Annotated in this window: 26 protein-coding genes and 1 rRNA gene; 14 read left to right on the top strand and 13 right to left on the bottom strand. The window is 62.8% G+C overall.

Annotation, left to right across the window (positions count from 1 at the left end; all coding sequences use genetic code 11):
• The 5 genes from rrf to ACGYLX_RS13615 all read left to right on the top strand — a co-directional run.
• A 5S ribosomal RNA gene (gene rrf, locus ACGYLX_RS13635) occupies nucleotides 1-102 on the top strand; the annotation flags it as partial.
• A gap of 218 nt (nucleotides 103-320) precedes the next feature.
• Nucleotides 321-1,139 carry an SDR family oxidoreductase gene (locus ACGYLX_RS13630; protein ID WP_394450158.1) on the top strand — a complete coding sequence of 273 codons (819 nt, stop codon included), beginning with the start codon at nucleotides 321-323 and terminating at the stop codon, nucleotides 1,137-1,139.
• Nucleotides 1,140-1,172: 33 nt separating this feature from the next.
• Nucleotides 1,173-2,165: an NAD(P)H-dependent flavin oxidoreductase gene (locus ACGYLX_RS13625; protein ID WP_394450156.1), complete on the top strand. Its 993-nt coding sequence runs from the start codon at nucleotides 1,173-1,175 to the stop codon at nucleotides 2,163-2,165.
• Entirely contained in the window at nucleotides 2,162-3,196 is a 1,035-nt protein-coding gene (locus ACGYLX_RS13620) for a phosphotransferase family protein (RefSeq protein WP_394450154.1), read from the top strand. Before ACGYLX_RS13625 ends, ACGYLX_RS13620 begins: the two co-directional genes overlap by 4 nt.
• Before the next feature lie 86 nt (nucleotides 3,197-3,282).
• Nucleotides 3,283-4,158, top strand: a complete 876-nt coding sequence (locus ACGYLX_RS13615) for an acyl-CoA thioesterase II (RefSeq protein ID WP_067265201.1) — start codon at nucleotides 3,283-3,285, stop codon at nucleotides 4,156-4,158.
• 6 nt (nucleotides 4,159-4,164) lie between these two features.
• On the opposite strand, the gene ACGYLX_RS13610 is transcribed toward ACGYLX_RS13615, so the two are convergent.
• Together ACGYLX_RS13610 and ACGYLX_RS13605 are read right to left on the bottom strand one after the other, a co-directional pair.
• Nucleotides 4,165-4,941 carry an SDR family oxidoreductase gene (locus ACGYLX_RS13610; RefSeq protein WP_394450152.1) on the bottom strand — a complete coding sequence of 259 codons (777 nt, stop codon included), beginning with the start codon at nucleotides 4,939-4,941 and terminating at the stop codon, nucleotides 4,165-4,167.
• 1 nt (nucleotide 4,942) lies between these two features.
• Nucleotides 4,943-6,217 carry an acyl-CoA dehydrogenase family protein gene (locus ACGYLX_RS13605; protein ID WP_394450150.1) on the bottom strand — a complete coding sequence of 425 codons (1,275 nt, stop codon included), beginning with the start codon at nucleotides 6,215-6,217 and terminating at the stop codon, nucleotides 4,943-4,945.
• A gap of 173 nt (nucleotides 6,218-6,390) precedes the next feature.
• Here ACGYLX_RS13605 and ACGYLX_RS13600 point away from each other — a divergent pair, with 173 nt between their 5' ends.
• On the top strand, nucleotides 6,391-6,804 hold the full coding sequence (locus ACGYLX_RS13600) for a CoA-binding protein (protein WP_394450149.1): 414 nt from the start codon (nucleotides 6,391-6,393) through the stop codon (nucleotides 6,802-6,804).
• Here ACGYLX_RS13600 and ACGYLX_RS13595 read toward each other — a convergent pair whose 3' ends face one another.
• From ACGYLX_RS13595 to hisA, 3 genes are read right to left on the bottom strand one after another with little or no spacing between them, the layout of a single operon-like run.
• On the bottom strand, nucleotides 6,805-7,113 hold the full coding sequence (locus tag ACGYLX_RS13595; protein ID WP_394450147.1) for a phosphoribosyl-ATP diphosphatase: 309 nt from the start codon (nucleotides 7,111-7,113) through the stop codon (nucleotides 6,805-6,807).
• Nucleotides 7,110-7,871 carry an imidazole glycerol phosphate synthase subunit HisF gene (gene hisF / locus ACGYLX_RS13590; protein ID WP_067265192.1) on the bottom strand — a complete coding sequence of 254 codons (762 nt, stop codon included), beginning with the start codon at nucleotides 7,869-7,871 and terminating at the stop codon, nucleotides 7,110-7,112. Before hisF ends, ACGYLX_RS13595 begins: the two co-directional genes overlap by 4 nt.
• Before the next feature lie 3 nt (nucleotides 7,872-7,874).
• The gene (gene hisA, locus ACGYLX_RS13585; protein ID WP_394450145.1) at nucleotides 7,875-8,594 is read right to left on the bottom strand and encodes a 1-(5-phosphoribosyl)-5-[(5-phosphoribosylamino)methylideneamino]imidazole-4-carboxamide isomerase; all 720 of its coding nucleotides are present in this window, start codon (nucleotides 8,592-8,594) and stop codon (nucleotides 7,875-7,877) included.
• Nucleotides 8,595-8,723: 129 nt separating this feature from the next.
• Between hisA and ACGYLX_RS13580 the strand changes: the two genes are divergently transcribed.
• The gene (locus ACGYLX_RS13580; RefSeq protein WP_394450143.1) at nucleotides 8,724-9,113 is read left to right on the top strand and encodes a DUF2147 domain-containing protein; all 390 of its coding nucleotides are present in this window, start codon (nucleotides 8,724-8,726) and stop codon (nucleotides 9,111-9,113) included.
• 180 nt (nucleotides 9,114-9,293) lie between these two features.
• Here the strand turns inward: ACGYLX_RS13580 and hisH are convergent, their stop codons facing one another.
• Nucleotides 9,294-9,932, bottom strand: a complete 639-nt coding sequence (hisH, locus tag ACGYLX_RS13575) for an imidazole glycerol phosphate synthase subunit HisH (RefSeq protein WP_394450141.1) — start codon at nucleotides 9,930-9,932, stop codon at nucleotides 9,294-9,296.
• Between the two features lie 4 nt (nucleotides 9,933-9,936).
• The gene (hisB, locus tag ACGYLX_RS13570; protein ID WP_067265185.1) at nucleotides 9,937-10,524 is read right to left on the bottom strand and encodes an imidazoleglycerol-phosphate dehydratase HisB; all 588 of its coding nucleotides are present in this window, start codon (nucleotides 10,522-10,524) and stop codon (nucleotides 9,937-9,939) included.
• Between the two features lie 159 nt (nucleotides 10,525-10,683).
• Between hisB and ACGYLX_RS13565 the strand changes: the two genes are divergently transcribed.
• Both ACGYLX_RS13565 and ACGYLX_RS13560 read left to right on the top strand, forming a co-directional pair.
• Complete coding sequence (locus tag ACGYLX_RS13565) at nucleotides 10,684-10,923, top strand: Lrp/AsnC family transcriptional regulator (RefSeq protein WP_007120503.1); 240 nt, start codon at nucleotides 10,684-10,686, stop codon at nucleotides 10,921-10,923.
• A 1-nt stretch (nucleotide 10,924) separates the two neighbouring features.
• A complete protein-coding gene (locus tag ACGYLX_RS13560; RefSeq protein WP_394450139.1) occupies nucleotides 10,925-11,293 on the top strand; it encodes a hypothetical protein in 369 nt (122 codons plus the stop codon).
• Nucleotides 11,294-11,345: 52 nt separating this feature from the next.
• On the opposite strand, the gene ACGYLX_RS13555 is transcribed toward ACGYLX_RS13560, so the two are convergent.
• Nucleotides 11,346-12,323, bottom strand: a complete 978-nt coding sequence (locus ACGYLX_RS13555) for a PleD family two-component system response regulator (RefSeq protein ID WP_394450137.1) — start codon at nucleotides 12,321-12,323, stop codon at nucleotides 11,346-11,348.
• A gap of 440 nt (nucleotides 12,324-12,763) precedes the next feature.
• Between ACGYLX_RS13555 and ACGYLX_RS13550 the strand changes: the two genes are divergently transcribed.
• Nucleotides 12,764-13,861: a cupin domain-containing protein gene (locus ACGYLX_RS13550; protein WP_394450135.1), complete on the top strand. Its 1,098-nt coding sequence runs from the start codon at nucleotides 12,764-12,766 to the stop codon at nucleotides 13,859-13,861.
• On the opposite strand, the gene ACGYLX_RS13545 is transcribed toward ACGYLX_RS13550, so the two are convergent.
• Complete coding sequence (locus ACGYLX_RS13545) at nucleotides 13,853-17,254, bottom strand: indolepyruvate ferredoxin oxidoreductase family protein (protein WP_394450133.1); 3,402 nt, start codon at nucleotides 17,252-17,254, stop codon at nucleotides 13,853-13,855. The two genes, ACGYLX_RS13550 and ACGYLX_RS13545, sit on opposite strands and share 9 nt — an antisense overlap.
• Nucleotides 17,255-17,378: 124 nt before the next feature.
• Here ACGYLX_RS13545 and ACGYLX_RS13540 point away from each other — a divergent pair, with 124 nt between their 5' ends.
• Both ACGYLX_RS13540 and ACGYLX_RS13535 read left to right on the top strand, forming a co-directional pair.
• The gene (locus tag ACGYLX_RS13540; protein ID WP_394450131.1) at nucleotides 17,379-17,840 is read left to right on the top strand and encodes an Lrp/AsnC family transcriptional regulator; all 462 of its coding nucleotides are present in this window, start codon (nucleotides 17,379-17,381) and stop codon (nucleotides 17,838-17,840) included.
• Nucleotides 17,841-17,930: 90 nt separating this feature from the next.
• Nucleotides 17,931-19,043, top strand: coding sequence for an S-(hydroxymethyl)glutathione dehydrogenase/class III alcohol dehydrogenase (locus ACGYLX_RS13535; RefSeq protein WP_271689939.1), 1,113 nt, complete (start codon nucleotides 17,931-17,933; stop codon nucleotides 19,041-19,043).
• A gap of 32 nt (nucleotides 19,044-19,075) precedes the next feature.
• Here ACGYLX_RS13535 and ACGYLX_RS13530 read toward each other — a convergent pair whose 3' ends face one another.
• Nucleotides 19,076-20,533: a cobyric acid synthase gene (locus ACGYLX_RS13530; RefSeq protein WP_394450129.1), complete on the bottom strand. Its 1,458-nt coding sequence runs from the start codon at nucleotides 20,531-20,533 to the stop codon at nucleotides 19,076-19,078.
• Nucleotides 20,534-20,661: 128 nt separating this feature from the next.
• Nucleotides 20,662-20,982 carry a DUF6280 family protein gene (locus ACGYLX_RS13525; RefSeq protein ID WP_007120494.1) on the bottom strand — a complete coding sequence of 107 codons (321 nt, stop codon included), beginning with the start codon at nucleotides 20,980-20,982 and terminating at the stop codon, nucleotides 20,662-20,664.
• Nucleotides 20,983-21,203: 221 nt separating this feature from the next.
• Here ACGYLX_RS13525 and efp point away from each other — a divergent pair, with 221 nt between their 5' ends.
• A complete protein-coding gene (gene efp / locus ACGYLX_RS13520) occupies nucleotides 21,204-21,767 on the top strand; it encodes an elongation factor P (RefSeq protein ID WP_067265157.1) in 564 nt (187 codons plus the stop codon).
• A gap of 86 nt (nucleotides 21,768-21,853) precedes the next feature.
• Here efp and ACGYLX_RS13515 read toward each other — a convergent pair whose 3' ends face one another.
• Nucleotides 21,854-22,600 carry a YgfZ/GcvT domain-containing protein gene (locus ACGYLX_RS13515; RefSeq protein ID WP_394450127.1) on the bottom strand — a complete coding sequence of 249 codons (747 nt, stop codon included), beginning with the start codon at nucleotides 22,598-22,600 and terminating at the stop codon, nucleotides 21,854-21,856.
• A gap of 64 nt (nucleotides 22,601-22,664) precedes the next feature.
• Between ACGYLX_RS13515 and ACGYLX_RS13510 the strand changes: the two genes are divergently transcribed.
• Nucleotides 22,665-23,348 carry a TIGR04283 family arsenosugar biosynthesis glycosyltransferase gene (locus ACGYLX_RS13510; protein WP_394450125.1) on the top strand — a complete coding sequence of 228 codons (684 nt, stop codon included), beginning with the start codon at nucleotides 22,665-22,667 and terminating at the stop codon, nucleotides 23,346-23,348.
• A gap of 32 nt (nucleotides 23,349-23,380) precedes the next feature.
• On the opposite strand, the gene ACGYLX_RS13505 is transcribed toward ACGYLX_RS13510, so the two are convergent.
• The gene (locus tag ACGYLX_RS13505) at nucleotides 23,381-25,237 is read right to left on the bottom strand and encodes an ABC transporter ATP-binding protein (protein WP_394450123.1); all 1,857 of its coding nucleotides are present in this window, start codon (nucleotides 25,235-25,237) and stop codon (nucleotides 23,381-23,383) included.
• Nucleotides 25,238-25,285: the final 48 nt, after the last annotated feature.

The following is a 25,285-nucleotide window of genomic DNA, read 5'->3' as shown; positions in this document are numbered from 1 at the left end:
GCGCGAGCAAAACACCTGGTCCCATCCCGAACCCAGCCGTTAAGTGCCGTAGCGCCGATGGTACTGCGTCTTAAGACGTGGGAGAGTAGGTCATCGCCAAACCTAATAAGTTCCTAGACTACAGTATCTCTCTACGATGATCAGAATAACAAAACCGCCGCAGCTCAATGCTGCGGCGGTTTTGCGTTGGAAGGGGGGTAATCTCCCGACCAGCAAGAACCATATGACGCCCGGTTACCGGGGCCTGCAGCTGGCATCCGCTTGACGCTGCCCGAAGCCCTGTCACAGTAGCGGCGACAGTCGACGTTGGGAGGCGGGGCATGGATATTGAGACGCTCTTTGGCTTGGAGGGAAAGACCGCTTTGATCACCGGCGGGGCCACAGGCATCGGGCGGATGGCGGCGGAGGCTTTGGTGCGGGCCGGGGCGCGGGTCCTTTTGGCCAGCCGGAACGGAGAGGGCTGCGCGGCGGTGGCCGATGAGCTGAATGCGCTTGGCGCGCGGGGCAGCGCCGAAGGGTTCGCGGGCGATGTGGGGACTGAGGCTGGCGTGGATGCGCTCGTGGCTGAGGTTCAGGCGCGTAGCGATCGGCTGCATATCTTGATGAACAACGCGGGCGTGACTTGGGGTGCGCCCTTGGGGCAGTTCCCTTACCGGGCTTGGGATAAGGTCATGGGCGTCAACGCCGCCGGGCTTTTCGATCTTACGCAAAAGCTGTTGCCGCTTCTCAGCGCCGGGGCCACGGCGGATGATCCCGCGCGGATCGTCAACGTCGGGTCGGTCATGGGGGAGCGCGAGATGGGCGACGGCGCCTATAGCTATGCCGCGTCCAAAGCGGCGGTCATTCATTTGAGTAAAATCCTCGCCAAGGAATTGGCGGGGGAAGGGATCACCGTGAACGCACTGGCGCCGGGGCCCTTCGTTTCGCGCATGACGGCATTCGCCACGGGCGATGAGAAGACGCGGGCCGCGGTGGGGCAGGATGTCCCGCTTGGCCGTGTTGGGCGGGATGAAGATATCGCGGGCTGCATGTTGTTTCTTTGCGGACGCGGCGGCGCCTATGTCACCGGGGCCGTGATCCCGGTCAGCGGCGGCATCAATGTGATGTCGGGACCGAATATTTTTGAAAAGGCACTGTGATGCCGAACGATAGACCCCGAACGGAGACCCCATATGCGTGACGACAGCCATCTACCCCAAGCCCTGCGCGGCCTGCGCCTGCCGCTGGTCGCCTCGCCGATGTTTATTCTCTCGGGGCCCGAGCTGGTCATCGCGCAGTGCAAGGCCGGGATCGTCGGGTCTTTCCCGGCGCTGAACGCGCGGGAGGCGGAGGGTGAGCCGCCCTTGTTGGATGCTTGGCTGACCCAGATCACCGAAGCCTTGGACAAGCACAATCAAGAGAACCCCGACCGGCCCGCAGCCCCTTTCGCGGTGAACCAGATCGTGCATCGGTCGAACGCACGTTTGGAGCGTGATCTTGAGATTTGCGTCAAACATAAGGTGCCGATTTGGATCACCTCGCTCGGCGCGCGTGTCGAGGTGAACGAGGCCGCACATTCCTGTGGCGGGGTGACGCTGCATGACGTGATCAACAACCGTTTCGCGCGCAAGGCGATCGAAAAGGGCGCGGATGGGCTGATTGCCGTGGCGGCGGGGGCCGGGGGCCATGCGGGGCCGCAGTCGCCCTTCGCGTTGATCCGTGAAATCCGCGAATGGTTCGAGGGGCCGCTTTTGCTGTCGGGCGCTTTGGCCACGGGCGAGGGGCTTTTGGCAGCTCGCGCCATGGGGGCCGATCTGGGCTATATGGGCTCGGCCTTCATCGCCACGCGAGAGGCGAACGCCGTGCCGGGGTACAAGGATATGATCGTCTCGGGCGGGGCGGATGACATTGTGACATCGTCGCTCTTCACCGGGGTGTCGGGCAACTATCTGCGCCCATCGATCGAGGCGGCGGGGCTCGACCCGGACAATCTGCCATCGGCGGATGCCTCTTCGATGAATTTCGGCTCGGGCTCGTCCAAGCCCAAGGCGTGGAAGGAAATTTGGGGCGCGGGGCAGGGGATTGGCGCTGTCAAAGAGATTGGTGGCGCGGCCGACCTGGTGGACCGTATTGAGGCGGAGTATCGCGCCGCTGGCGCAAGGTTGGCAGCGGAGTTCGCACAGTGAGCACGGATACCCAAACCCTGAATGAGGACGCCGTTTGCCGCTGGTTGGAGGCGAACCTGCCGGGTTTCGCCGGGCCGCTGGAAGTCACGAAGTTTCAGGCCGGGCAATCCAATCCGACATTCCTGCTTTCGACCCCGGCGCATGACTATGTGCTGCGCCGCAAACCCCCGGGGGTGCTGTTGAAATCGGCCCATGCGGTGGATCGGGAGTTTCGGGTGCAGAAGGCTTTGGCGGGCAGTCAGGTGCCTGTCGTGCGGATGCATTTATTCTGTGAGGATGAGAGCGTCATCGGCTCGATGTTCTATGTCATGGACCATGTCCCGGGGCGCAACTTCAACGACCCCACGCTGCCGGAGCTTACCCCGGCAGAGCGCGGCGCGGTCATGGATGAGATGAATGGCGTGCTGGCCGCGCTGCATGAGGTCGATATCGACGCGGCGGGGCTGTCAGACTATGGCCCGCCGGGTAACTATTTCGAGCGGCAGGTGGCGCGCTGGTCGAAACAATACCGCGCGTCGGAGACCGAGCCGCAGCCGGATATGGATAGGCTGATGCAGCGCCTCAGCGCCGAGCTGCCCGAGGACGACGGGCAGCGCACGTTGGTGCATGGTGATTACCGGATCGACAATATGATCTTCGACACCCATGGCACCGCTTGCCGCGCGGTCTTGGATTGGGAGTTGTCGACCATTGGCCACCCCTTTGCCGATCTCGCCGCTGTCATCATGCAGTGGCAGATGCCCGTAGGGGCTGAGGGGCGCGGCTTGGCCGGGGTGGACCGCAAGGCGCTTGGCCTGCCCACCGATGCCGAATTCATCGCCGCCTATTGCCGCAGGCGCGGGCTGAAGGGCATCGACAACTTCGGCTATTACCTCGCCTTTTGCTTTTTCCGCATGGCGGCGATCATCCAAGGTGTGTTGAAACGCGCTTTGGAGGGCAATGCCTCAAACCCTGAATACGGGTTGAAATTAGGGCAATATGTCCCGGTTTTTGCGCGTCACGGGCTGGAAGCGCTGGATCGCGACCGCTGAGCGGGCGGCGGGGCGTTTGGCGCTTGAGCTTTGCGGTGAAAACCTGTTGCTAGGGCCGAAACACCCCCGGCCCGAAAGGATGACCCATGACCAATGCTGCGCGGCAATTGCTTGATCTGTTGGATATCGAACAGCTTGAGGTCGATCTGTTTCGGGGCACGGGGGCTGGCGGTGAGACCTCGATGCGAATTTTCGGCGGTCACGTCATCGCGCAGGCGCTGATGGCGGCTTACCGGACGGTACCAGACCGGGCGTGTCATTCGCTCCATGCCTATTTCATCCGGCCCGGCGACCCGAAAATTCCGGTAATCTATCAGGTCGACCGCGCCCGCGACGGGGGCAGTTTCACGACCCGGCGTGTGGTGGCGATCCAGCATGGCAAGCAGATCCTGAACCTCTCCGCCTCTTTTCAGGTCGAAGAAGAGGGGTTCGATTGGCAGCATGAGATGCCGCAGGTTTCGGCCCCTGAGAACTGGCCCGACCGGCCTGAATTGCGCGAGGCTTTTGCCGAGAAGCTGCCCGAGAAATACCGTGGGGACTTCCTGCGCGAGCGCCCCATTGAGATCCGTGAGGTCGAGCCGCGCGATTTCATGACGCCGGAAAAAGTGAGCGACCGCAACTATCTGTGGTTCCGCATGGGGGCCGCCGAAGGGCAAAACCCGGTGATGCAGCACGCGTTGCTTGCCTATGCCTCGGACATGAACCTGCTCGGCTCCTCTCTGCGGCCTCATGGTCTGACGTGGTTTCAGGGCAAGGTGATGACGGCCAGCCTTGACCACGCCATGTGGTTTCACGCGCCGATCCGCTTTGACGAATGGCATCTCTATGCGCTCGACGCGCCGTTCACCGGCGGCGCGCGGGGGTTCAATCGTGGGATGATCTACAATCAAAACGGGCAGTTGGTGGCCAGCGTGGCGCAGGAGGGGCTGCTGCGCCCGATTCGGCCCAAGGGGGAGAGCTAGGGGCCGCTAGCTGTCTTTCGCCGCCCCAAAGCGCCGGTTCAGCTTGCGCATTCCGCCGATCCAGCGGTCATAATCCTGCGCCTTGCCCTGCATATAGTCGCGCACCTGCGGATGCGGCAGCACCAGAAAGACCTCATCGCGGATCGCCTGCACGCAGGCTTCGGCCACCGGCTCAGGCTCCAACATGCCGTCAATCGCGGCGACATGATCTTCAAACCCGCGCATCATCTCGGTCCGGACCGCCTGCGGGCAGAGCACAGAGACCTTGATCCCGTCATCGCCATAGCTCATCGCCAGCCATTCAGCGAGGCCGACGGCGGCGTGTTTCGTCACCCCATAGGGCGCCGCGCCGACCTGATTGAGCAGCCCCGCCGCCGAGGCGGTGTTGAGCAGATAGCCACCCCCGCGCGCCCGCATCAGCGGCACCAGATGCCGCGCTGCGCGCACATGGCTCATCACGTTGATCTCCCAAATGCGCTGCCAGTCGGCATCTGGCACCTCGACGCCGCCCTCGACCGAGATACCGGCGTTAGAGCAGAAAAGATCAATCGGCCCGATATCACGCTCGACGCTGTCGATCAGCGCGGCGATCTCCGCCTCGCGCGCGACATCGACGCGGAAGGCCGTGCCGCCGACCTCAGCCGCCGTCTCCTCGGCCCCCGCGCTGTCGATGTCCACGCAGATGATACGCGCAGGCGCTTCCCTAGCAAAGCGCAGCGCCAAGGCCCGCCCGATGCCGTTGGCGGCCCCGGTGATGACGATGACGCGGCCCGCGAGATCCATATCAGCTGTCGCTGCCAGAGCCGCGCGCGTTCGACGCCTGAAAGGCCTTCACCTCGGCCCGGGCGATCACCTGATGGTGCACCTCATCCGGCCCATCGGCAAAGCGCAGCGCGCGCTGCCACGTGTACATGCCCGAAAGCGGGCTCCACTGGCTCATCCCCGTCGCCCCATGCACCTGCATAGAGGCGTCGATGATCTCGCAGGCCTTTTCCGGCACCAGCGCCTTGATCATGCTGACCCAGATGCGGGCCTCTTTATTGCCCAAAACATCCATCGCCTTGGCCGCTTTCAACACCATCAGCCGCATGGCTTCGATGTCGATCCGTGCGCGGCTGATCGTTTCCATGTTCTTGCCGAGGTCGATGATCTTCTTGCCAAAAGCCTCGCGCCCGAGCCCGCGTTCGATCATCAGGTCCAGCGCCTTTTCCGCCGCACCAATAGAGCGCATGCAGTGGTGAATCCGCCCCGGTCCCAAGCGAACTTGACTGATCTCGAACCCACGCCCTTCGCCCCAAAGCACGTTTTCGCGCGGCACGCGCACATCGGTGAAACGGATATGCATATGCCCATGCGGCGCGTCGTCATGGCCGAAGACATGCATCGGCCCGAGGATCTCCACCCCCGGCATGTCCATCGGCACGAGAATTTGGCTCTGCTGGCGGAAAGTCTCGGCCTCGGGCGAGGTTTTCACCATGACAATCATGATCTTGCAGCGCGGATCGCCGGCGCCGGAGATATAGAACTTTTCGCCGTTGATCACCCACTCGTCCCCATCCAGCACCGCGCTGGTGGAGATATTGCGCGCGTCCGAGGAGGCGACATCCGGCTCCGTCATGGCAAAGGCCGAGCGGATCTCGCCCGCCAGCAAGGGCTTCAGCCAGCGCTCTTTCTGCTCGGGCGTGCCGACACGCTCCAACACCTCCATATTGCCGGTATCCGGGGCGGAGCAGTTCAGGCTCTCCGGCGCCAGCGGGCTTTTGCCCAATTCGGCGGCGATATAGGCGTAATCGAGGTTCGCCAGCCCTTCACCGGTTTCGGCATTGGGCAGGAAGAAGTTCCACAATCCCGCCTCCCGCGCTTTTTGCTTGGCCCCGTCGAGCAATTCCAACTGACCGGGCGCATAAGACCAGCGGTCGGCGCGGCCTTCGCCAAGGCGAAAGAACTCTTCGGTGATCGGATCGACATTCTCGCGGATGTGCTTGATGACCGCCGCCAGCAGTGGCTTGGCCTTCTCCGACATTTCGAGATTGTTCATATCCAAGGTCTGATCGATCATCCTATGCTCCCGGTGATGATGGTTCGCGGTTCTGCCCGGTTCCTCCACGGGCGGCCCTTTGGGGCGAGCCTATGCAATCGCCGCGGCCTTGCCAATCGCGGGCAGGGGGCGGCAGGCTTTACGCCACGTCATTAAGCCGTTGTAACCCGCGCGCAGGCGCTTAAGTTCAGCCTATGACAGATGCATTGATCAAAGACGTTCTCACCCGCACCCGCCGCATTGCGGTGGTCGGTGTTTCCCCCAATCCGGCGCGGCCCAGCCACTATGTCGCTGAATACCTTGCGCAAAAAGGGTATGACGTGGTGCCGGTAAACCCGGTGCACGCGGGCAAGGAAGTCTTTGGCAAGACCATCGTCGCCACTCTGGCCGAGATCGACCCGCCGGTGCAAATGGTCGATATTTTCCGCCGCTCCGAGGATGTGCCCCCCGTCGTGGACGAAGCGCTGGAGGCTTTCCCCGAGCTTGAGACCATCTGGATGCAAATGGGCATCACCAATGCCGAAGCGGCGGCGAAGACCGAAGCACGCGGCGTGGATGTGATCCAAGACCGCTGCCCCAAGGTGGAAATCCCACGCCTGCTGGGCTGATTATTTCCGCGCGGCCTTTTCGGCGATGCCGGAGGTCGATTGCCGCCGCGCCAACTCATCCAGCACATCGCTCAGCGGCACATCCCGCACGGCCAGCATCACCAAAAGGTGATAGAGCACATCAGCGGCTTCCGAGGTCAGACCTTTGCGGTCATCCTTCACCGCCTCAATGATTGCCTCGACCGCCTCTTCGCCGAACTTTTCAGCGCATTTCTCTGGCCCCTTGGCCAGTAGTTGCGCGGTCCAACTGCTTGACGGATCAGCGCTTTTGCGGCTCAGGATGGTGGCGTATAGGTCATCAAGCGTCATGAAAGCCTCATTGGAATGCCAGCGGCGGCCATATGCTGTTTGGCCTCCTGCACTGTATATTCGCCAAAGTGAAAGATGGAGGCGGCCAGCACCGCCGAAGCGCCACCTTCGATCACCCCATCGACAAGGTGATCCAAATTGCCGACCCCACCGGAGGCGATCACCGGCACAGACACGGCATCGGAAATGGCGCGGGTCAGCGGCAGGTTGAACCCCTGTTTGGTGCCATCACGGTCCATCGAGGTCAGCAGGATTTCACCTGCGCCCTTGGCGGCCACGGTGCGGGCGAATTCCACGGCATCGATGCCCGTGGGCTTGCGCCCGCCATGGGTGAAAATCTCCCATTTGCCGGGGCTTACGGTCTTGGCGTCAATCGCGCAGACGATGCACTGGCTGCCAAAGTGATCCGCCGCCTCGGCGATTACATCGGGGTTTGCCACAGCGGCGGAGTTGAAACTGACCTTGTCGGCCCCCGCCAACAGCAAGGCCCGCACATCCGCCACGGTCCGCACGCCGCCGCCCACGGTCAGCGGGATATAGCAATGCTCGGCGGTGCGGGTGACCAGATCGAACATCGTGCCGCGGTTCTCATGGGTGGCGTGGATGTCGAGAAAGCAAAGCTCGTCCGCCCCCGCCGCATCATAGGCAATCGCGGCATCCACCGGGTCGCCCGCATCACGCAGGCCGACGAAGTTCACACCCTTCACCACGCGGCCATCGGCCACGTCGAGACAAGGGATGATGCGGGTCTTCAGCATGGCTCAGCCCTTCAACATCTTCATGGCTTCGGCCAGATCAATCGCGCCATCATAAAGCGCGCGCCCCGAGATCGCGCCCTCAATGACCCCGGTGTCCCGCAACGCGCCCAAGTCTTCGAGCGATGACACCCCGCCCGAGGCAATCACCGGGATCGAAACGGCCCGCGCCAGATCGGCTGTCGCTTCCACATTCGGCCCGCCCATCGCGCCATCGCGCATGATGTCAGTGTAGATGATTGCGGCCACGCCCGCGTCCTCAAAGGATTTCGCAAGGTCGGTGGCCATCACATCGGTCTCCGTCGCCCAACCCTTGGTCGCGACCTTTCCATTCCGCGCGTCGATCCCCACGGCAACTTGCCCGTGAAAGGCGCGCGCCGCCTCGCGGACCAGTTCGGGGTTCTCAACCGCGACGGTGCCCAGAATGACCCGCGCGAGCCCCTTATCCAACCAGCCCTCGATCGTCGCCATATCTCGAATGCCCCCGCCCAATTGCGCAGGCACTTTGCAGGCTTTCAAAATCGCCTCCACCGGGGCGGCGTTCACCGGGGTCCCGGCAAAAGCGCCATTGAGGTCAACGAGATGCAGCCAATCACAGCCCGCTTCGACAAAGCTAAGCGCCTGTGCGGCGGGATCGTCGTTAAAAACGGTGGCACGGTCCATGTCGCCATGCACAAGGCGCACGGCCTGACCGTCTTTGAGATCGATAGCGGGGTAAAGGATCATGGCCGGGCCCTTGTTAGAGAAGTCGCTTTCCTTTTGCACGTCGCCAGGGATTTTGCAACGCGACCCTAGGTCAGTCTTGCCCGAAAGAGAGTTGTGGCTAACACTAAAGCCAGATCGGGAGGAGAGATCATGAAACAGCTTTTTGCAGCGGCCCTTCTGGGCCTTGGCCTGACCGGTGCCGCCCATGCCGCGGACCCGGCAATCGGTACGTGGCAAACCCAAGTGGATGACGGCGCCTACGCCCACGTGAAAATGGCCCCCTGCGGCGGGGCGATCTGCGGGAAAATCGCGCGGACCTTCGACGACAGCGGCGAATACAAATCCCCCAATATCGGCAAGACTCTTGTTATCGACATGAAGCCTCAGGGCGGCGGCAAATACGCCGGTAAGGTTTGGCGCCCGTCAAACGGCAAAATTTACATCGGGAAGATGAACGTCTCAGGCAACTCGCTGAAACTCTCGGGCTGCGTCGCGGGTGGGCTGATCTGCTCGAAACAGACCTGGGCGCGCATCAAGTAAGGGCCGTGCATCTCTGCGAAGGTTTGAAGGCGCGGGGCTAGTCCTTCGCGCCTTCATTGCGTTTTGCGCGAGGAAAGCGCAGCGCAGAGGTATTTGTAAAAGGATGAAGTTGAAGAGGAACTTTCTTCATCTTCATCCTTTCTTAAATACCTTCCGACGTTTCAACAGGCGCGGCGCGGGTTAAGGCGCCCAAGTCAGGAAGTTCGAGATCAGCCGCAGGCCGGTGGTTTGGCTTTTCTCCGGGTGAAACTGCATGCCCAGCATCGTTTCGCGGCCGATAATCGCCGTGACTTCGCCGCCGTATTCGACATGGGCCAGACGTTCGGCGGGGTTAGCGACGGCCATGTGGTAGCTGTGCACGAAATAGGTGTGATCACCGGTTTTCAGCCCGTCGAAGACCGCGTGGTCGTGATCGATCACCAAGTCGTTCCAGCCCATATGGGGGACTTTGAGCTTCGGGTCTTTCGGGGTGATCTGGGTCACCTCGCCACCGATCCAGCCCAAACCGGGGGTGTCTTCATATTCGCGGCCCATGCTGGCCATCAGTTGCATGCCGACGCAGATTCCGAGGAAGGGGCGGCCCTTTTCCTCGACTGCCTCGACCATGGCGTCATAGAGGCCGCCGGCCCCTTTCAGGGCGGCCATACAGGCCGGGAAAGCGCCATCGCCGGGCAGGACCAGACGGTCGGCGCGGGCCACAACCTCGGCATCCGAGGTCACGATGATTTCGCCTGCGTCATGCTCGCGTGCCATACGTTCGAAGGCTTTATGCGCGGAGTGCAGATTGCCGGATTCGTAGTCGATGATCGCTGTCAGCATTGGCTTACAAGGCACCCTTGGTCGAGGGGATGGCGTCCGCTTTGCGCGGGTCGGTCTCGACCGCTTCGCGCAGGGCGCGGGCGACGGATTTGAAAGCGGCTTCGGCGATGTGGTGGCTGTTGAACCCGTGGAGCGCGTCGACATGTAGGGTGATGCCGCCATGGGTGCTGAGCGCTTGGAAGAACTCGCGGACCAGTTCGGTGTCGAACTTGCCGATGCTGCTGGTGGGGAAATCCACGTTCCAAATCAGAAAGGGCCGCGCGGAGAGGTCGAGCGCGCAGCGGATTTGTGCGTCGTCCATCGCCAGCAGGCAGGAGCCGTAGCGGCGGATGCCGCGTTTGTCGCCGAGTGCTTGGGTCAGTGCTTGGCCCAGCGTGATGCCCACATCTTCGACGGTGTGGTGATCGTCGATGTGCAGATCGCCCTTGGCACGCACCTTGATGTCGATCAGCGAGTGGCGCGAGAGTTGGTCGAGCATATGGTCAAAAAAGCCGACGCCGGTTTCATTGTCATAGCTGCCGGTGCCGTCGAGGTTGATCTCGACCGTGATGTCGGTTTCGGCAGTGGTGCGGGTCAGGGTGCTGCGACGCATGGGGCATCTCCGAAGGCAATTGCTGCGCCCTTATAGCAGGGCCTGCCGCCGCGCCAAGCCCAAGCGGTGAAACGCCTTTGAGCAGGGACAGCGCGATCGGGGATTGCGGGGGCAGGGCCCATATGTCAGCTTGAACCAAATCCCAGAAAGAGGCGCGACATGACCACCTGCGTATTCATCCAGATCCGCTGCCGACCGGGCACGACCTATCGTGTGGCCGAAGAGATCGCCCTGCGCGAAATCCATTCCGAACTTTATTCCACCTCAGGCGAATATGATCTTTTGATGAAGCTTTATATTCCCAAGGGCGAAGATGTGGGCGTCTACATCAATGATAATCTGTTGGACATCGAAGGCATTGAGCGGTCTTTGACCACGATGACCTTCAAGGTCTTTTGAGGTGGCGCGCCAGCTCATCCTGACAGCAGCCCTCTGTTCTGTTTTGTCGATCGCCGCGCTCGTGGCCTTTCCCGGCACGGCCACGGCGGGTACGCGGGTCTATGAGGGGCGCGAAGCCGCGGCCCTGCGCTGCGCCAATACGCTGGCGCTGACGGCCGTGGCACTTTCCGCGGCGGAGTTGATTGGCGAGGGGGAGAAGAATGTGATGCTGGGCGTGACCGTGCGCATTCTCGACCGCCATGTTGAGGGGACCTGGGCGCAGAAACGCGCTGCGATGGAGGTGATGCGCGACCGGCGCAGCGTGCCTGACACGCTTGAGGATTACCGCCGCATCGCCGAACGCTGTTTGGTGCAATTCCCCATCAACTGAATGCGAAAACCCGCCCATGAGGCGGGTTTTTCTTGAGGCGATTGCCTTGTCGTCAATGGGCGGCGGAGACCGAGGGTTTCTCGGTCGGTGGGGTGTCGAGCTTGACCTTCTGCCGCATCGCCACGCGGCGAATGGCGCGGTCGAATGTCTTTCTGACCCGCTGAGTGCGGCTGGCATTGGGCTGGATCGGGCCACCGACAGAAAGCATCACCGTCATCGGGCTGTTGTCGTCATGGCGCAGGTCCATGCCGTCCAGCTCCCCTTGGATGAGCACCTCGATCTCGGGCCAAGCGGGCAGGCTGTCACCTGTCACGATGCACAGAAGCGTGCCAGATCCGTTATGGGTCATCAGCAGTTGGGGGCAATCGACCACGCGCGCGATGGCCTCGGCCGCAGCGGCGATGGCGCGGGCGAATTCGGCGGTGTTGCAGGTCGCGTAAAGCTCATCGATATGTTCGATCTTGGCCGCGAAGACTTGACAGATATCAAGGTGTTGGCGTGAAAGCTGCGACAGGTAATTGCCCAAGGAGAAGGGCAGCACCAATTGATCGACCCCATTGATATGCACAGGATCGGCCAGCGCAAAATCGTGGACACCGGGCTCGCCCGCGTCTTTCAAATGCTGCGGATCAAGGCGCGGGGCGCGCTGGGTGTTCTCCAACATCCGCTCGGCGATATGCACGCGGGTTGCAATGTCCTTCACGTCAAAAGGTTTGGTCACATAGTCGTTGGCCCCGGCGGCAAAGGCGCTTTCGATCGCAGTCGCGTCGGCGCGTGAGGTCACCATCAGGATCGGCGTGTCTTGATAGGCTTCCAGCTTGCGAATGCGGCGGCATAGTGTGATGCCATCCATCTCGGGCATCTCGATGTCCAGGAGAAGGCATTCGAAATGTTCTTTGGTGGTTTCAAGCAGTTCCAGAGCGGCAGCGCCGGAGGCGGCCAATGTCAAATGGGGGTAATCGGCTTCGCGGAAAACAACGGGCAGCAATTCGCGGATAAATGGGTCATCGTCGACAGCAAGAATTTTCATTTTTGGCACCTCTTTCGTGGGGCAGACGGGCAGTCCGGGTGTCTTTATAATCTGTTCATATCTAGTCGTATAAACCCGGCGAAATTGTGACGCTTCTGCACCAATACCTTGTGCCGTTGCATAAATTATTAACCATATTTTGAAGCCTCGCGAAACCATTGAATTGGCGAAGAGAGATGGCCGTGGCCCCTTGCTTTCCCGCATTGCGGGAGGCGATTGGGCAAGAATTGTGCAGGCTTTCAGGCGCTATTGGGCGCGTGAGGGTGCGAAATCGGGGCGAGAATTTGCTGTTCTTGTGATCGCGCGAATTTCGCGCTGCGACTCGCTGGTCGAAAATGAGCGGTCGGGGGAACTTTATCGGCTGTGGTGCGTAACGCCCAGTTGACGCTTTGCCCGTCGCGCGCTCAACTGCGGCGCGATACGTGAAGAGGATGAGTTAAATGCGTTTGCCCGATGATGTTTTGGCGGAATTCTTGTTGCCCACGCGAGAGCTTAGGGAGGATTTGCCTTTCTTCACCAAAGTGCTGGGCATGCGGCTTGAGACGATCTTTCCCGCGGATGATCCTTCGGTGGCCAGTTTTTCGGGCCATGGGGTGCGGGTGAGGCTTGAGCGGGGGGCGGATGTGGCGCCGGGGCATCTGCGCCTGCTCACCGATGCGCCCGACAGCATCGCAGAGGGCCAGCGGGAACTCACTGCGCCCAATGGCACGAAGATCGAGATCCTGCCGCGCAGCCCCCGCGTGGACCAGCCCCAGACGCAGCATGAGTTTGCCGTGCGGCGGCTGGCGGATGAGGCCCCTTGGGTGATTGGTCGCGCAGGGATGCACTACCGCGATTTGATCCCCTCGCGCCTCGGCGGCTCGATCATCGCCAGCCATATTCGCATCCCCGACGGCGGCCCGGTGCCGGATATGGTGCATTACCATACCGTGGGCTTCCAGCTGATCTATTGCTACCGGGGCTGGGTCGATATCCTCTACGAGGATCAGGGCGACGTGATGCGCCTGCACGCGGGCGACTGCGTGACCCAGCCCCCGGGCATCCGCCACCGCGTGGTCGAGGCCTCGCCCTCGATCGAGGTAATCGAGATCGGCGTGCCTGCGGAACATGTCACCACCATCGACCACGAGATGACCCTGCCCAACGGCAAAGGCGATCCGGCGCGCGAATGGGACGGCCAGACCTTCGTGCATCACGTGAAGGAAGGCGCCGAGTGGCAGCCCTTCCGCATCCCCGGCTTCGTCGCGCGCGACACCGGGATCACCAAGGGCACCAAGGGCGTGGCCGGCATTCAGGTGGCCCGTTTCGACGGCGGCACGCCGCCGCCCGCGAAGCACGACGCCGACATTCACTTCAGCTTCGTCATGGAAGGCAGCATGACCCTGAACGCCGAAGGGCAGGAGCCGCGCAAACTGGAGGCAGGCGATGCCTTCGTCATCCCGCCGGGCATGGTGGCGCAATATAGCGATTGCTCGCCCGACCTCGAATTGCTCGAAGCCGGGCTGCGCGGCGATTTCTCGACGACGCTTTTAGCCTAGGCGCGCGGCCACTTCGGCCTGCACCTTCTCGGCTGCGGCCTCTTTCACGGGGCCGTAGCCGCGGATTTCCATCGGCGCGGAAAGCACCGCCAGCGCCGCATCATGGGGCAGGGCGGGGGCCTTTGCCATGACCTCCTCGTACCAGCCGATCAGGGCGACCTCGAGCTTGCGGTCGGCGCCGTAGCTGAACGGGTCGGCCCATGTGCCGCGCAGCGGTTTCATCGCCGCCAGAAGGTCAAAGGCACGGCCCATCCAGGGGCCGAACTTGCGCTTGTTGGGGCGTCCGCGGCCATCCGTGCCAGTGGGCCAAGCGGGCGGGGCGAGGTGATAATTCACCTTGTAGTCGCCCTCGAAAGTATCGGCGATGCGCTCCTCGAAACCGCCTTGACGGTGCAGGCGCGCGACCTCGTATTCGTCCTTATAGGCCATCAATTTGAACAGCGATTTCGCCGCCGCGCGCATCAGGTCGTCGGAGCCTTCGGGCAGCTTGCCCGCCAGCGCGTCGAGCTTCTCCTTGTAGCGCTGGGCGTAGGCTTCGTTCTGGTAGTCGGTGAGGAACTCCATCCGCCGCGCGATCAGGCTTTCGACACTGTCGTCGGGCGCAGGCGCGGGGGCGAAATGCGCCTCGATCGCCTGCGGATTGCCCGCCATGACCCGGCCAAAGCCAAAGGCGGCGCGGTTCTTGTCCGGAACAACACCGTTCAATTCGATCGCCTGCTCAAGTGCTGTGAGCGAGACCGGCACCAGCCCCTTCTGCCAAGCGAAACCGAGCATCATCACATTAGCAAAGACCGCGTCGCCCATCAGTTTCTCGGCCATTGCGTTGGCGTCGAAGGCGGCAAGGTTGTCGGCCCCCACGGCCTGCGCGATCACCGCCTCGCGGTCGTCGATGCGCAACTCGGCGTCGCGGTTCAGAACCAGATCGCCCGTGGGCATTTCGGCACGGTTCAGCACGATCCGGGTGCCGCGCCGGTAGTGGGCCGAGGCCTTGGGCGCGGAACTCACGACCATGTCGCAGCCGATCACCGCGTCGGCGCCGCCCTGATCGATGCGCACCTGATGCACCTCCTCGGGGCGTTTCGCCAGACGAACATAGCCCAACACCGTGCCGAACTTCTGCGCGAAACCGGTGAAGTCGAGCACGCTAGAGCCCAGCCCCTCGAGATGCGCGGCCATGGTGATGAGCGCGCCCACGGTCACCACGCCGGTGCCGCCGACGCCGGTCACCAGCAGGTTGAACGGCTGGTCGAGCTTGGGCAATTCCGGCATAGGAAGCTGCGCCGACAGCCCCGCCACGTCCAGCCCCGCACCCGAGCGTTTGCGGCGGCTGCCACCCTCGACGGTGACGAAGGAGGGGCAGAAGCCGTTAAGGCAGGAGTAATCCTTGTTGCAGGTGGACTGGTTGATCTGCCGCTTGGTGCCGAACTCGGTCTTCTTGGGCTCGACGCTCAGGCAGTTCGACTCGAGGCTGCAATCGCCACAGCCCTCGCAGACTAGATCGTTGATCATCACGAATTTCTTCGGGTCGTCCATCAGCCCGCGCTTGCGCTTGCGGCGCTTCTCGGTGGCGCAGGTCTGTTCGTAGATCAGCACGGTGACGCCCGGAATCTCGCGAAGCTCGCGCTGCACGCGGTCCAGATCGCCGCGGTGGTCGAATGTGGTGCCATCCGGGAAGTCGCCCTTGAGCAGCAGTTCGGGCCGGTCCGAGACCAGCGCGATGCGTTCCACCCCTTCGGCGCGGCAGGCCTGCGCGATGGCGGCGACGGAGACGGGGCCGTCCACCGGCTGGCCGCCGGTCATCGCCACCGCGTCGTTGTAAAGAATCTTGTAGGTGATGTTGGTCTTCGCCGCGACCGCCTGCCGGATCGCCAGCGAGCCGGAGTGATACCACGTGCCCTCGCCAAGGTTTTGGAAGACGTGCTTGTTCCCGTTGAACATCGAAGTCGCGATCCACGGCACGCCCTCGCCGCCCATCTGGGCGAAACCGGCCGTCTCTCGGTCCATCCACGAGGCCATGACATGGCAGCCGATGCCGGAGTTCGCCTTAGACCCCTCGGGCAGCTTGGTGGAGGAGTTATGCGGGCAGCCCGAACAGAAATAGGGGGTGCGGGTGGCACCCTCGACGTTCAGCAGCACGGGGGGCTGGTCGGTCAAGGCGCGGGCTTTTTCGAGCAGCTTCTCTTCGGGGAAGAAGGCATCGAGACGTGCTGCGATGATCGGCACCAGCTTCAGCGGCGACAGCTCCCCTGTCCAGGGCACCAGTTCCTCGAGGTTCTCGTCATGTTTGCCGACCATCCGCGCGGGCTTGGAGCCGGGCCAGTCGTAGAAGGCCTCCTTGAACTGGCTTTCGATGATGCCGCGTTTCTCTTCGATCACGAGCACTTCGCGCTTGCCCTTCACGAAGTCGAGCGCGTCGTCCAGCGCCAGCGGCCAGACCATGCCGATCTTGTAGATGTCGATGCCGAGACGACGGCAGGCGGCCTCGTCGAGGCCCAGAAGCCGGAGTGCCTCCATCGTGTCGAGATGGCCCTTGCCGGTGGTGACGATTCCGAAGGAGGCGTCCTGCGTCTCGTAAATATGCCGATCGATCGGGTTGGCGCGCATGAAGGCCTGTACGGCGTCGAGCTTGTGATGCAGCCGCGTCTCGATCTCGGGGGAGGGGAGATCGCCCAAGCGCACATGCAGCCCGCCCGGGGGCGCGGTGTAGTCAGGCTGCTTGAACACCCGGTCCGGGGTCAGCTCGACCGAGGCGCCGCTCTCCACGGTTTCCGAGATCGCCTTGAAGCCGACCCATGTGCCCGAGAAACGCGACAGCGCGATGCCGTATTCGCCGAAAGCTTGGTATTCGGCGACGGAAGCGGGGTTCAGCGTCGGCATGAACCACGACATGAAGCCCACGTCGGATTGATGCGGCATGGACGAGGAAACGCAACCATGGTCATCGCCTGCCACCACCAGCACACCGCCCTTGGGCGCGGAGCCATAGGCGTTGCCGTGTTTCAGCGCGTCGCCTGAGCGGTCCACCCCCGGCCCCTTGCCGTACCACATGGAAAAGACGCCTTCGACCTCCGCCTGCGGGTCGAGATGCGCCTGCTGCGCGCCCAAGACCGCGGTGGCGCCGAGGTCTTCGTTCGCCGCCGGAAGGAACTTCACGCCCGCCTCGGCCACGCGGTCCTTGATGCGCCAGTATTCCAGATCGAGCCCGCCCAGAGGCGAGCCACGGTAGCCTGAGACGAAACCGGCGGTATTTAACCCAGCCGCGCGATCACGCCGGGCCTGATCCAGCATAATGCGCACCAGCGCCTGCGTCCCGGTCAGGAACACGCGACCTTCGGTCTGATCATAGCGGTCATCAAGTTTATAAGTGGTAAATTCGCGCGGTTGTTCTGTCATGGGGGTCTCCTCATTGGGAAGTATACCGCAGGATGCGCGAATTTTTGCACCAGTTTTACTGGCTTTGCCCCGGATGCCTGAATAAATTATCCGAACGAAATTCATATAATGAAAGATTTATCCGATGACTGAAATGGACGCCACGGACCGGCAGCTTGTGTTTCTACTCCAACAGGATTCGCGCCTGCCCAACGCACAACTGGCAGAAAAGCTGAACATTTCTGCCTCCGCCTGCTGGCGGCGGGTCAAGGCGTTGGAGCAGGCGGGGGTGATCAAACGTTACGCCGCCGTGGTCGACCCCAAGGCGATGGGGCTGGCCTTCGAGGCAATGGTGCATGTGCATCTGACCCGGCATGATGCCTCGGCCCTCGCCAGTTTCATCCGGGCGATCCAAAGCCGGACGGAGGTGACAGAGTGTTTCGCCACCACGGGCCAAGCGGATTATCACCTGCGCGTGCTGTGCCGCGATATCGACGCCTATAACGCCTTTTTGGAGAGCTTTCTGTTCCTGCATCCGGCGGTGAATTCGGCCACGACGAATGTGATCCTGCGGCAGATCAAAGCCGACGCGCCGATTACTGGTTGAGGCGATCAGGGCAGCGTTTTCTGCGTTGGACATTTGCCGCATGCGTGCTTCATAAAGCAGCAGAGATCACACCCGAAGGAGAGACCCATGATGAGAACCCGTGCCGCCGTTGCCGTGGAAGCCGGCAAACCGCTTGAAATCATGGAGGTGAACCTCGAAGGCCCGAAACGGGGCGAGGTCTTGGTCGAGATCAAGGCGACCGGCCTGTGCCATACCGATGAGTTCACCCGCTCGGGCGACGATCCCGAAGGCATCTTCCCCGCCATCCTCGGCCACGAGGGGGCGGGCGTGGTGCTGGAAGTGGGCGAGGGCGTCACCACGCTGGAGCCGGGCGATCACGTCATCCCGCTCTACACGCCAGAATGCCGGGAGTGTGAATATTGCCTCAGCGGCAAAACCAACCTCTGTCAGGCGATCCGCGTGACCCAAGGCCAAGGCAAGCTGCCCGATGGCACGACCCGCTTCTCCATGCTGGATGGCACGCCGATCCACCACTACATGGGCTGTTCGACCTTCGCCAACCACACCGTGGTGCCCGAAATCGCGCTGGCCAAAGTGCGCAAGGACGCGCCTTTTGACAAGATTTGCTACATCGGCTGTGGCGTCACCACCGGCATCGGCGCGGTGATCAACACCGCCAAGGTTGAGCTTGGCGCGCGCTGCGTGGTCTTCGGGCTGGGCGGCATCGGTCTGAACGTCATTCAGGGCCTGCGCATGGCCGGGGCGGATCAGATTGTCGGCGTTGACCTTAACGACGACAAGGAAGAGGCCGCGCGCTATTTCGGGATGACCGATTTCGTGAACCCCTCGAAAGTCGACGGCGATCTGGTGGGGCATCTGGTTGAACTGACCAAGGGCGGCGCCGATTACTCTTTTGACGCCACCGGCAACACCAAAGTCATGCGCGACGCGCTGGAATGCGCGCATAAGGGCTGGGGTGAGAGCATCATCATCGGCGTGGCGCCTGCCGGGGCCGAGATTTCGACGCGGCCTTTCCAACTGGTCACCGGTCGGGTCTGGCGCGGCACCGCCTTTGGCGGGGCCAAGGGGCGGACGGATGTGCCCAAGATCGTCGATTGGTACATGAACGGCAAGATTGAGATCGACCCGATGATCACCCACAAACTGACTTTGGATCAGATCAACGAAGGCTTCGATCTGATGCACAAGGGTGAATCGATCCGCGCAGTCGTCGAGTTTTAAGCGTTGGGCTGGAGGGCCGCGCGTTCTCCAGCCTAGACCTCTGCCGCGAGGGCGAGGAACAGGTCGACATCCATATAGGTCTCGACATGATCGGCCAGCGCGTCCAGCGCCTCTTCCACGCCGGTTTCAAAATCCAGCGATGAGGTGACGCCGAAGCCGCCAAGATAGGCGCGGCGGAAGGCATCCGAGCTGAAAATCCCGTGCATATAGCAGCCCTGCACCCGGCCCGAAGGGGAGGCCGCGCCCTCGGGCGTGCCGTCGAAAGTCAGCCACGCGCGGGCGCAATCGGGGCCGGTGGACTCTCCGATATGGATCTCATAGCCGGTGAGGGCGGTGCCGCTCGCCGGGTGCTGGCCGGACTTTTCCGCCAGATGTTTCAGCGGAGCCATCGTGGTTTCGACGTCCAAATGCCCCAGCCCCGCCACCCGCGCCGCCGGGCCTTCGATCCCCTCGGGATCGGTGATGGTCTTGCCCAGCATCTGATAGCCACCGCAAAGGCCCAGCACATGGCCGCCGCGCCGGATATGGGCGGCAAGGTCGATGTCCCACCCCTCGGCCCGGAAGGCTTCGAGGTCGGAGATCGTGGATTTACTGCCGACCATGAGCACCAGATCGGCCTCGGCGGGGAGGGGGCTGCCAGGCATGATCATCCGCAGGTCAACGCCCGGCTCAGCCGCCAGCGGGTCGAGGTCATCGAAATTTGCGATCCGGGGCAGGCGTGGCACGGCGATAACACAGCCCGACCCGCCCGAGCGGGCGCGGGCGGGCAGGTCCATCACGTCTTCGGCGGGCAGACGGTGGGCGGCGTCGAACCACGGGATCACCCCAAGGCTCGGCCAGCCGGTACGCGCGGCGATGTCATCGCGCCCCGCGTCAAAGAGGCTGCGGTCGCCCCGGAATTTGTTCACGGCAAAGCCGCGGATCAGCGCGTTGTCTTCGGCGTCGAGCACGGCCTGTGTGCCGACGATCTGCGCGATCACCCCGCCGCGGTCGATGTCGCCCATCAGCACCACCGACACCCCGGCGGCGCGGGCAAAGCCCATATTGGCGATGTCGCCCGCCCGCAGGTTCGTCTCAGCCGGAGAGCCCGCGCCCTCGATCACGATCAGGTCGCAGCTTTCAGCCAAACGGTGAAAGGATTGCAGCACCGCGGGCATCAGGCTGGCTTTGTTGCGGCCAAATTCCCGCGCCTCTTGCTGGCCTGCGATTCTACCCTGCACCACCACCTGCGCGCCGGTGGCGCTCTGGGGTTTCAGCAGCACCGGGTTCATATCCGTATGCGGGGCCACGCCCGCCGCGCGGGCCTGCAACGCCTGCGCGCGGCCAATCTCGCCCCCGTCTTCGGTGACGGCGGCGTTGTTGGACATGTTCTGCGGTTTGAAAGGGCGCACACGCAGGCCACGCCGGGTGCAGGCACGGATCAATCCGGCGACGATCATCGACTTGCCGACATTGCTGCCGGTGCCTTGGATCATGATGGCTTTGGTCATGTCTGCTTGCCCTTGGTTTCGCGCAAATTGGCGCAAATCAGGGGCAGGGGAAAGCCCATCGCCGAGGGGCAGACACAAAAAAACGCAGCCCGAAGGCTGCGTCAATTGCGCCGCTTGGCGAATATGTCTTAGGCGGCTTCGGCCTGAAGCGCGGCATTGCGGCGCTCGGATTCTTCACGCGACAGGGCGACGGAGGTCCGCACGCCTTTGCCGACGAATTCCATCAAACCTTCGACGACCCGCTCGTTGGGGTCGATACCGGCACAGCTCAGAACCTCGCGGCCATCGCGCGAGCGGGCCCAGCGGGCGATCTGTTCAGGGCCGTTGCCATATTTCTTGTCATCGGCAATTGCGTCATCCAAAGCAGCTAGCACCACAGCAGCAAAGAGCTTGCGTGCGCGGTTGCCTTGCTCGTTGTTGAAAGCGGTGCCATCAACGAAATCTTTCATCTCGTCGTCCTTTCGATTATTCTTGCTCTTGTCATTCGGGCGTGGAGGCCCTTATGACGGATATCTTTTGATTCGGATACCTCTATTTAGCATATCTCCCATGCAGCTTGCGCATATCTAGTTGGTGTGGCAGCAGAGAATAACGCCTGCTTGCAGGGGACCATCCCTCCCGATATAGACCCGAACATCATATCATCAACCTTATGTCGTGGTTTTGTCACATGCCCAAGATTAACGGAAACGAGATCCGCCCCGGAAACGTCCTTGAACATAACGGTGGCCTCTGGGCGGCTGTGAAGGTCGATCACGTGAAGCCCGGCAAGGGCGGCGCCTTTGCCCAAGTCGAGATGCGCAACCTGCGCAACGGCTCCAAATTGAACGAACGCTTCCGTTCCGCCGACAAGGTCGAGCGCGTGCGTTTGGAGCAAAAAGACCAGCAATTTCTGTATGAAGACGACGGTATGCTGGTGGTGATGGACACTGAAACCTATGAGCAGGTGCAGCTGCCTGCCGAGCTTTTGGGTGAACGTCGCCCCTTCTTGCAGGACGGCATGATGATCGTGGTCGAATATCACGAGGAAGAGGCGCTGAACGCCTCGCTGCCGCAGAAGGTGACCTGCAAAGTTGCCGAGACTGAGCCGGTGGTGAAGGGCCAGACAGCGGCGAATTCCTTCAAGCCTGCCGTGCTCGACAACGGTGTGAAGATCACCGTGCCGCCCTTCGTGGGCCAAGACGAAGACATCGTCGTGAACACGGAAACCATGGAATATGTCGAACGCGCCTGACGCGACGTCATCTTTGGTAAAGTAGATCAGCCCCGGTTTTGCCGGGGCTTTTTGTTTCGTGGGGGCCTTTCAGCGGCGCGCGGTGTTCAGGTCGCGGGGCCGGGCCAAGTGACCTCTGCACCTTCGGCCTGCATCGGGCCTTTGGCGCGGTCGAACCGCAGATGCGCCAAAGCCTGACCGCCCGCTTGGGTGTAGAGCGTGCCCGCGGGTTTGCCCTCTGCCGTGATTGCCGTGCCGGGGGCGGCGCTGCCGCTGACCTCGACCCGGGTCAGCCCTTTGCGCAACTCGGTCTTGTGTTTCATCCGGGCGGTCACCTCTTGGCCGACATAGCAGCCTTTGCGGAAATCCAACCCGTTGATCCGATCAAACCCCGCCTCAAGGATAAAGGTATCGGGGGTAAGTTCGATCCCCGTCTCAGGGATCAGATGCGCCACGCGCAGAGCGTCCCAATCGGTCGCGTCCTCGGTTTGCGGCATGTCGCGATAGGCCCGCCAGCCCATCTCAGGATGCCGCGGATCGGCTAAGGCGTCGTCGGGCGCAGGCCCGGTGCCGCGGTGCAGGTGCAGATCGCTGGGGGTGATCGTTACCTTGGCGCGCAGTTTGTACATCGACAGCCGCTGGGTCAGCATATCGCCAAGGCTTTCATCCACGTCCAGCAGAACGTCTTCGCCCTCGGCGATCAGAAAGAAGTCGGCCATATATTTGCCCTGCGGCGTCAGCAGGGCGGCATAGACCGGGTCTTGGTCCAGTTTGCCGACGTCATTGGTCACGATTCCTTGCAGAAAGTCGCGGGTGTCGGGGCCGGAGAGGCGCAGAATGCGGCGCGGGGTCATGCGGGTGTCCTTTGATTGCTGGCCATGACATATAACCTGTCAAAGCCACCCAAAAGGGGCAACCATGCGCGCGCCGATCTCTGTCGTCATTCCCACCCTCAACGCGGCCACGGCGCTGCCCGCTTGCCTCGCCGCGCTTGTCGAGGGCTTGCAGGCCGGGCTGATCCGCGAGGTGATCCTAAGCGATGGCGGCTCCACGGATGGCACGCGTGCGCTGGCCGAAGGCTGGGGGGCTGAGGTCGTCTCGGGCGCGCCCTCGCGGGGCGGTCAGTTGCGGCGTGGGTGTGATGCGGCGCAGGGCGCATGGCTCTTGGTGCTGCACGCCGACACGGTGCTGGCCCCGGGGTGGAGCGATGCGGTGCAGGATCACATGGCGCACAGGGCCGAAGGCGCGGGGTGGTTCCGCCTGCGCTTCGATCAGCGCGGTTTGGCGCCGCGTTTGGTGGCGGGCTGGGCGAACCTGCGCAGCGCTCTTGGCCTGCCCTATGGCGATCAGGGGTTGCTGTTGCCCCGCGCGCTTTATGACGTGGTGGGCGGCTATCCCGATCAACCGCTGATGGAGGATGTGGCGCTGGCCCGCGCCCTGCGCGGCCGCCTGACCCAACTGGATGGGGTCGCCGTGACCAGTGCCGAGAAATACCGCCGTCAGGGCTGGCTGCGGCGCGGGGGGCGCAACCTCTGGACGCTGGCGCGCTATGCGATGGGGGCCAGCCCCGAGGCGCTTGCCGAAAGCTACCGGCGTTCGTGAAAGGGGCGCGGGTTTCCCCACGCCCCGCGCATTCAGTTAAAGAACGCCGCGCCGATCCGCTGGAGCAGATTGGGCTGGCGCGCCCTTTCGCGGCGTTTCTTCGCGGAGAGGGCGCTGAGACCGCGGGCATCCGATACGGTCTTTCCGTCGCGATATTGCAGGCGGTAGAGATCGGCATAGATGCCGCCGCGCTCCATCAACTCGTCATGGGTGCCCTCGTCGGTGACGCGGCCCCGGTCCATCACCACGATCTTATCCGCGCTGCGGATGGTCGACAGTCGGTGCGCGATGACGATGGTGGTGCGCCCCTTGGCGAGGCGATCAAGCGCGTCCTGCACGACCTGTTCCGATTGCGCATCCAAGGCGCTGGTGGCCTCATCCAGCAGTAGGATCGGCGTGTCGCGCAGCAGGGCGCGGGCGATCACCACGCGCTGGCGCTGCCCGCCCGACAGGGCTGAGCCGCGTGGGCCGACGCGGGTTTCCAGCCCCTGTTCCAACTGCGGCAGGAAGTCCGCCACATGGGCGGCTTTCAGCACACGGTCGAGCTCTTCATCGGTGACATTCTCGCGGCCCAGCACGATGTTTTCGCGCAGGGTTTCATCGAACAAAAGCGCTTCCTGTGTCACGACAGAGAAGAGGCCGCGCAGGTCCGGTATGGTCATTGCACTGGTGTCGACCCCGCCGATCCGCACGCTGCCGCTTTGCGGGTCCACCAGCCGGGTGAGCAGGTTGAAGATGGTCGATTTCCCAGCCCCCGAGGCCCCGACCAGCGCGGTGGTCTGGCCCGCTTTCGCAGTCAGGTCCAAGCCGTTCAACACCTTCGTGTCACCATAGGAGAGCGAGACATCCGTCAGGGTCACATCGGGCGGGCCATCGGGCGCGGCCTGCGCTTTGTCGGGGCTGCGCAGGTGCAGGGGCGCATCGAGCAATTCCTTGATACGTTCCAGCGCGGCGGCAGCCATCTGCCATAGGCCGCTGATCGCCCCGAGACGCCGCAGGGGGGAGAACATGAACCCCAGCGAGGTGAAGAAGGTCATGAACTCACCAATGGTCTTATTGCCCGCGATGATCTCGGACCCGCCGTAGACGATCACGGCCATGAAGCCGATGCCCGACATGATGTCGATCATCGCCGGGATCGCGGAGTTGCCAAAGGCGGCACGGACTTCGGTGCGAATAAAGGTGCGCGTCAACTCGCGGTATTGCTGGGCTTGGTAGTCTTCCAGCGCGTTGAGCTTGATCTGCACGATGCCGTGAAAAACCTCGTCCAACCGGGTCGAGAGGCTGGCCCCGATATCCCGCGCCTCGCGCGAGCGGGCGCGGACGAAACGCTGGGCGATGGCGGCGGGCAGCACCATCAGCGGCACGCCGACCATCGCCAAAAGTGCCCAAATCGGGTCAATCGCGATGGCCACGCCCATGAGGATCACCAGCCCCACCAGATCGCGCCCCGCGCCGGTGATTACCGCGCGCCAGACATCGCTGACCGCATTCACATCCGATTGCACGCGCTGGACAAGAAAGCCGGGCGGGTGGCTTTGGTGAAAGGCACCGTCTTGCTGCATCATCCGGTCGAGCAGGTCGATGCGCAGGTCCGCCGCCGTGCGCTGTGCCACGCGGGTCAGCAGCACCTTTTGCACCACCGTGGCGAGCGCCCGCAGCGCAAAGATCGCCACCAGCACCAGCCCGACCCAAACCAGCGCCCCGCGGTCACCACCGACGAAGACGCGGTCGAACATCGGCTCCATCAGTTTGGCCAGCACGCCCAAGGTGGAGCCTTCGATGATCATGAAGATCACCGCGATGGCCATCAGACCGGTGTGTTTCTTTAGATAGTCCCGCCAAAGCCAGCGCATCAACTGCGCGGAGGTGTAACTGTCATCATTCATACCGGTGCCTGATCCTTTTGGGCAGTCGGATCCCGTGTACGAAAGCCG

This window comes from Sulfitobacter sp. 1A13496, assembly GCF_043557225.1.
Taxonomy (GTDB): Bacteria; Pseudomonadota; Alphaproteobacteria; order Rhodobacterales; family Rhodobacteraceae; genus Sulfitobacter; species Sulfitobacter faviae.
This window is presented reverse-complemented; position numbering and strand designations above follow the sequence as displayed.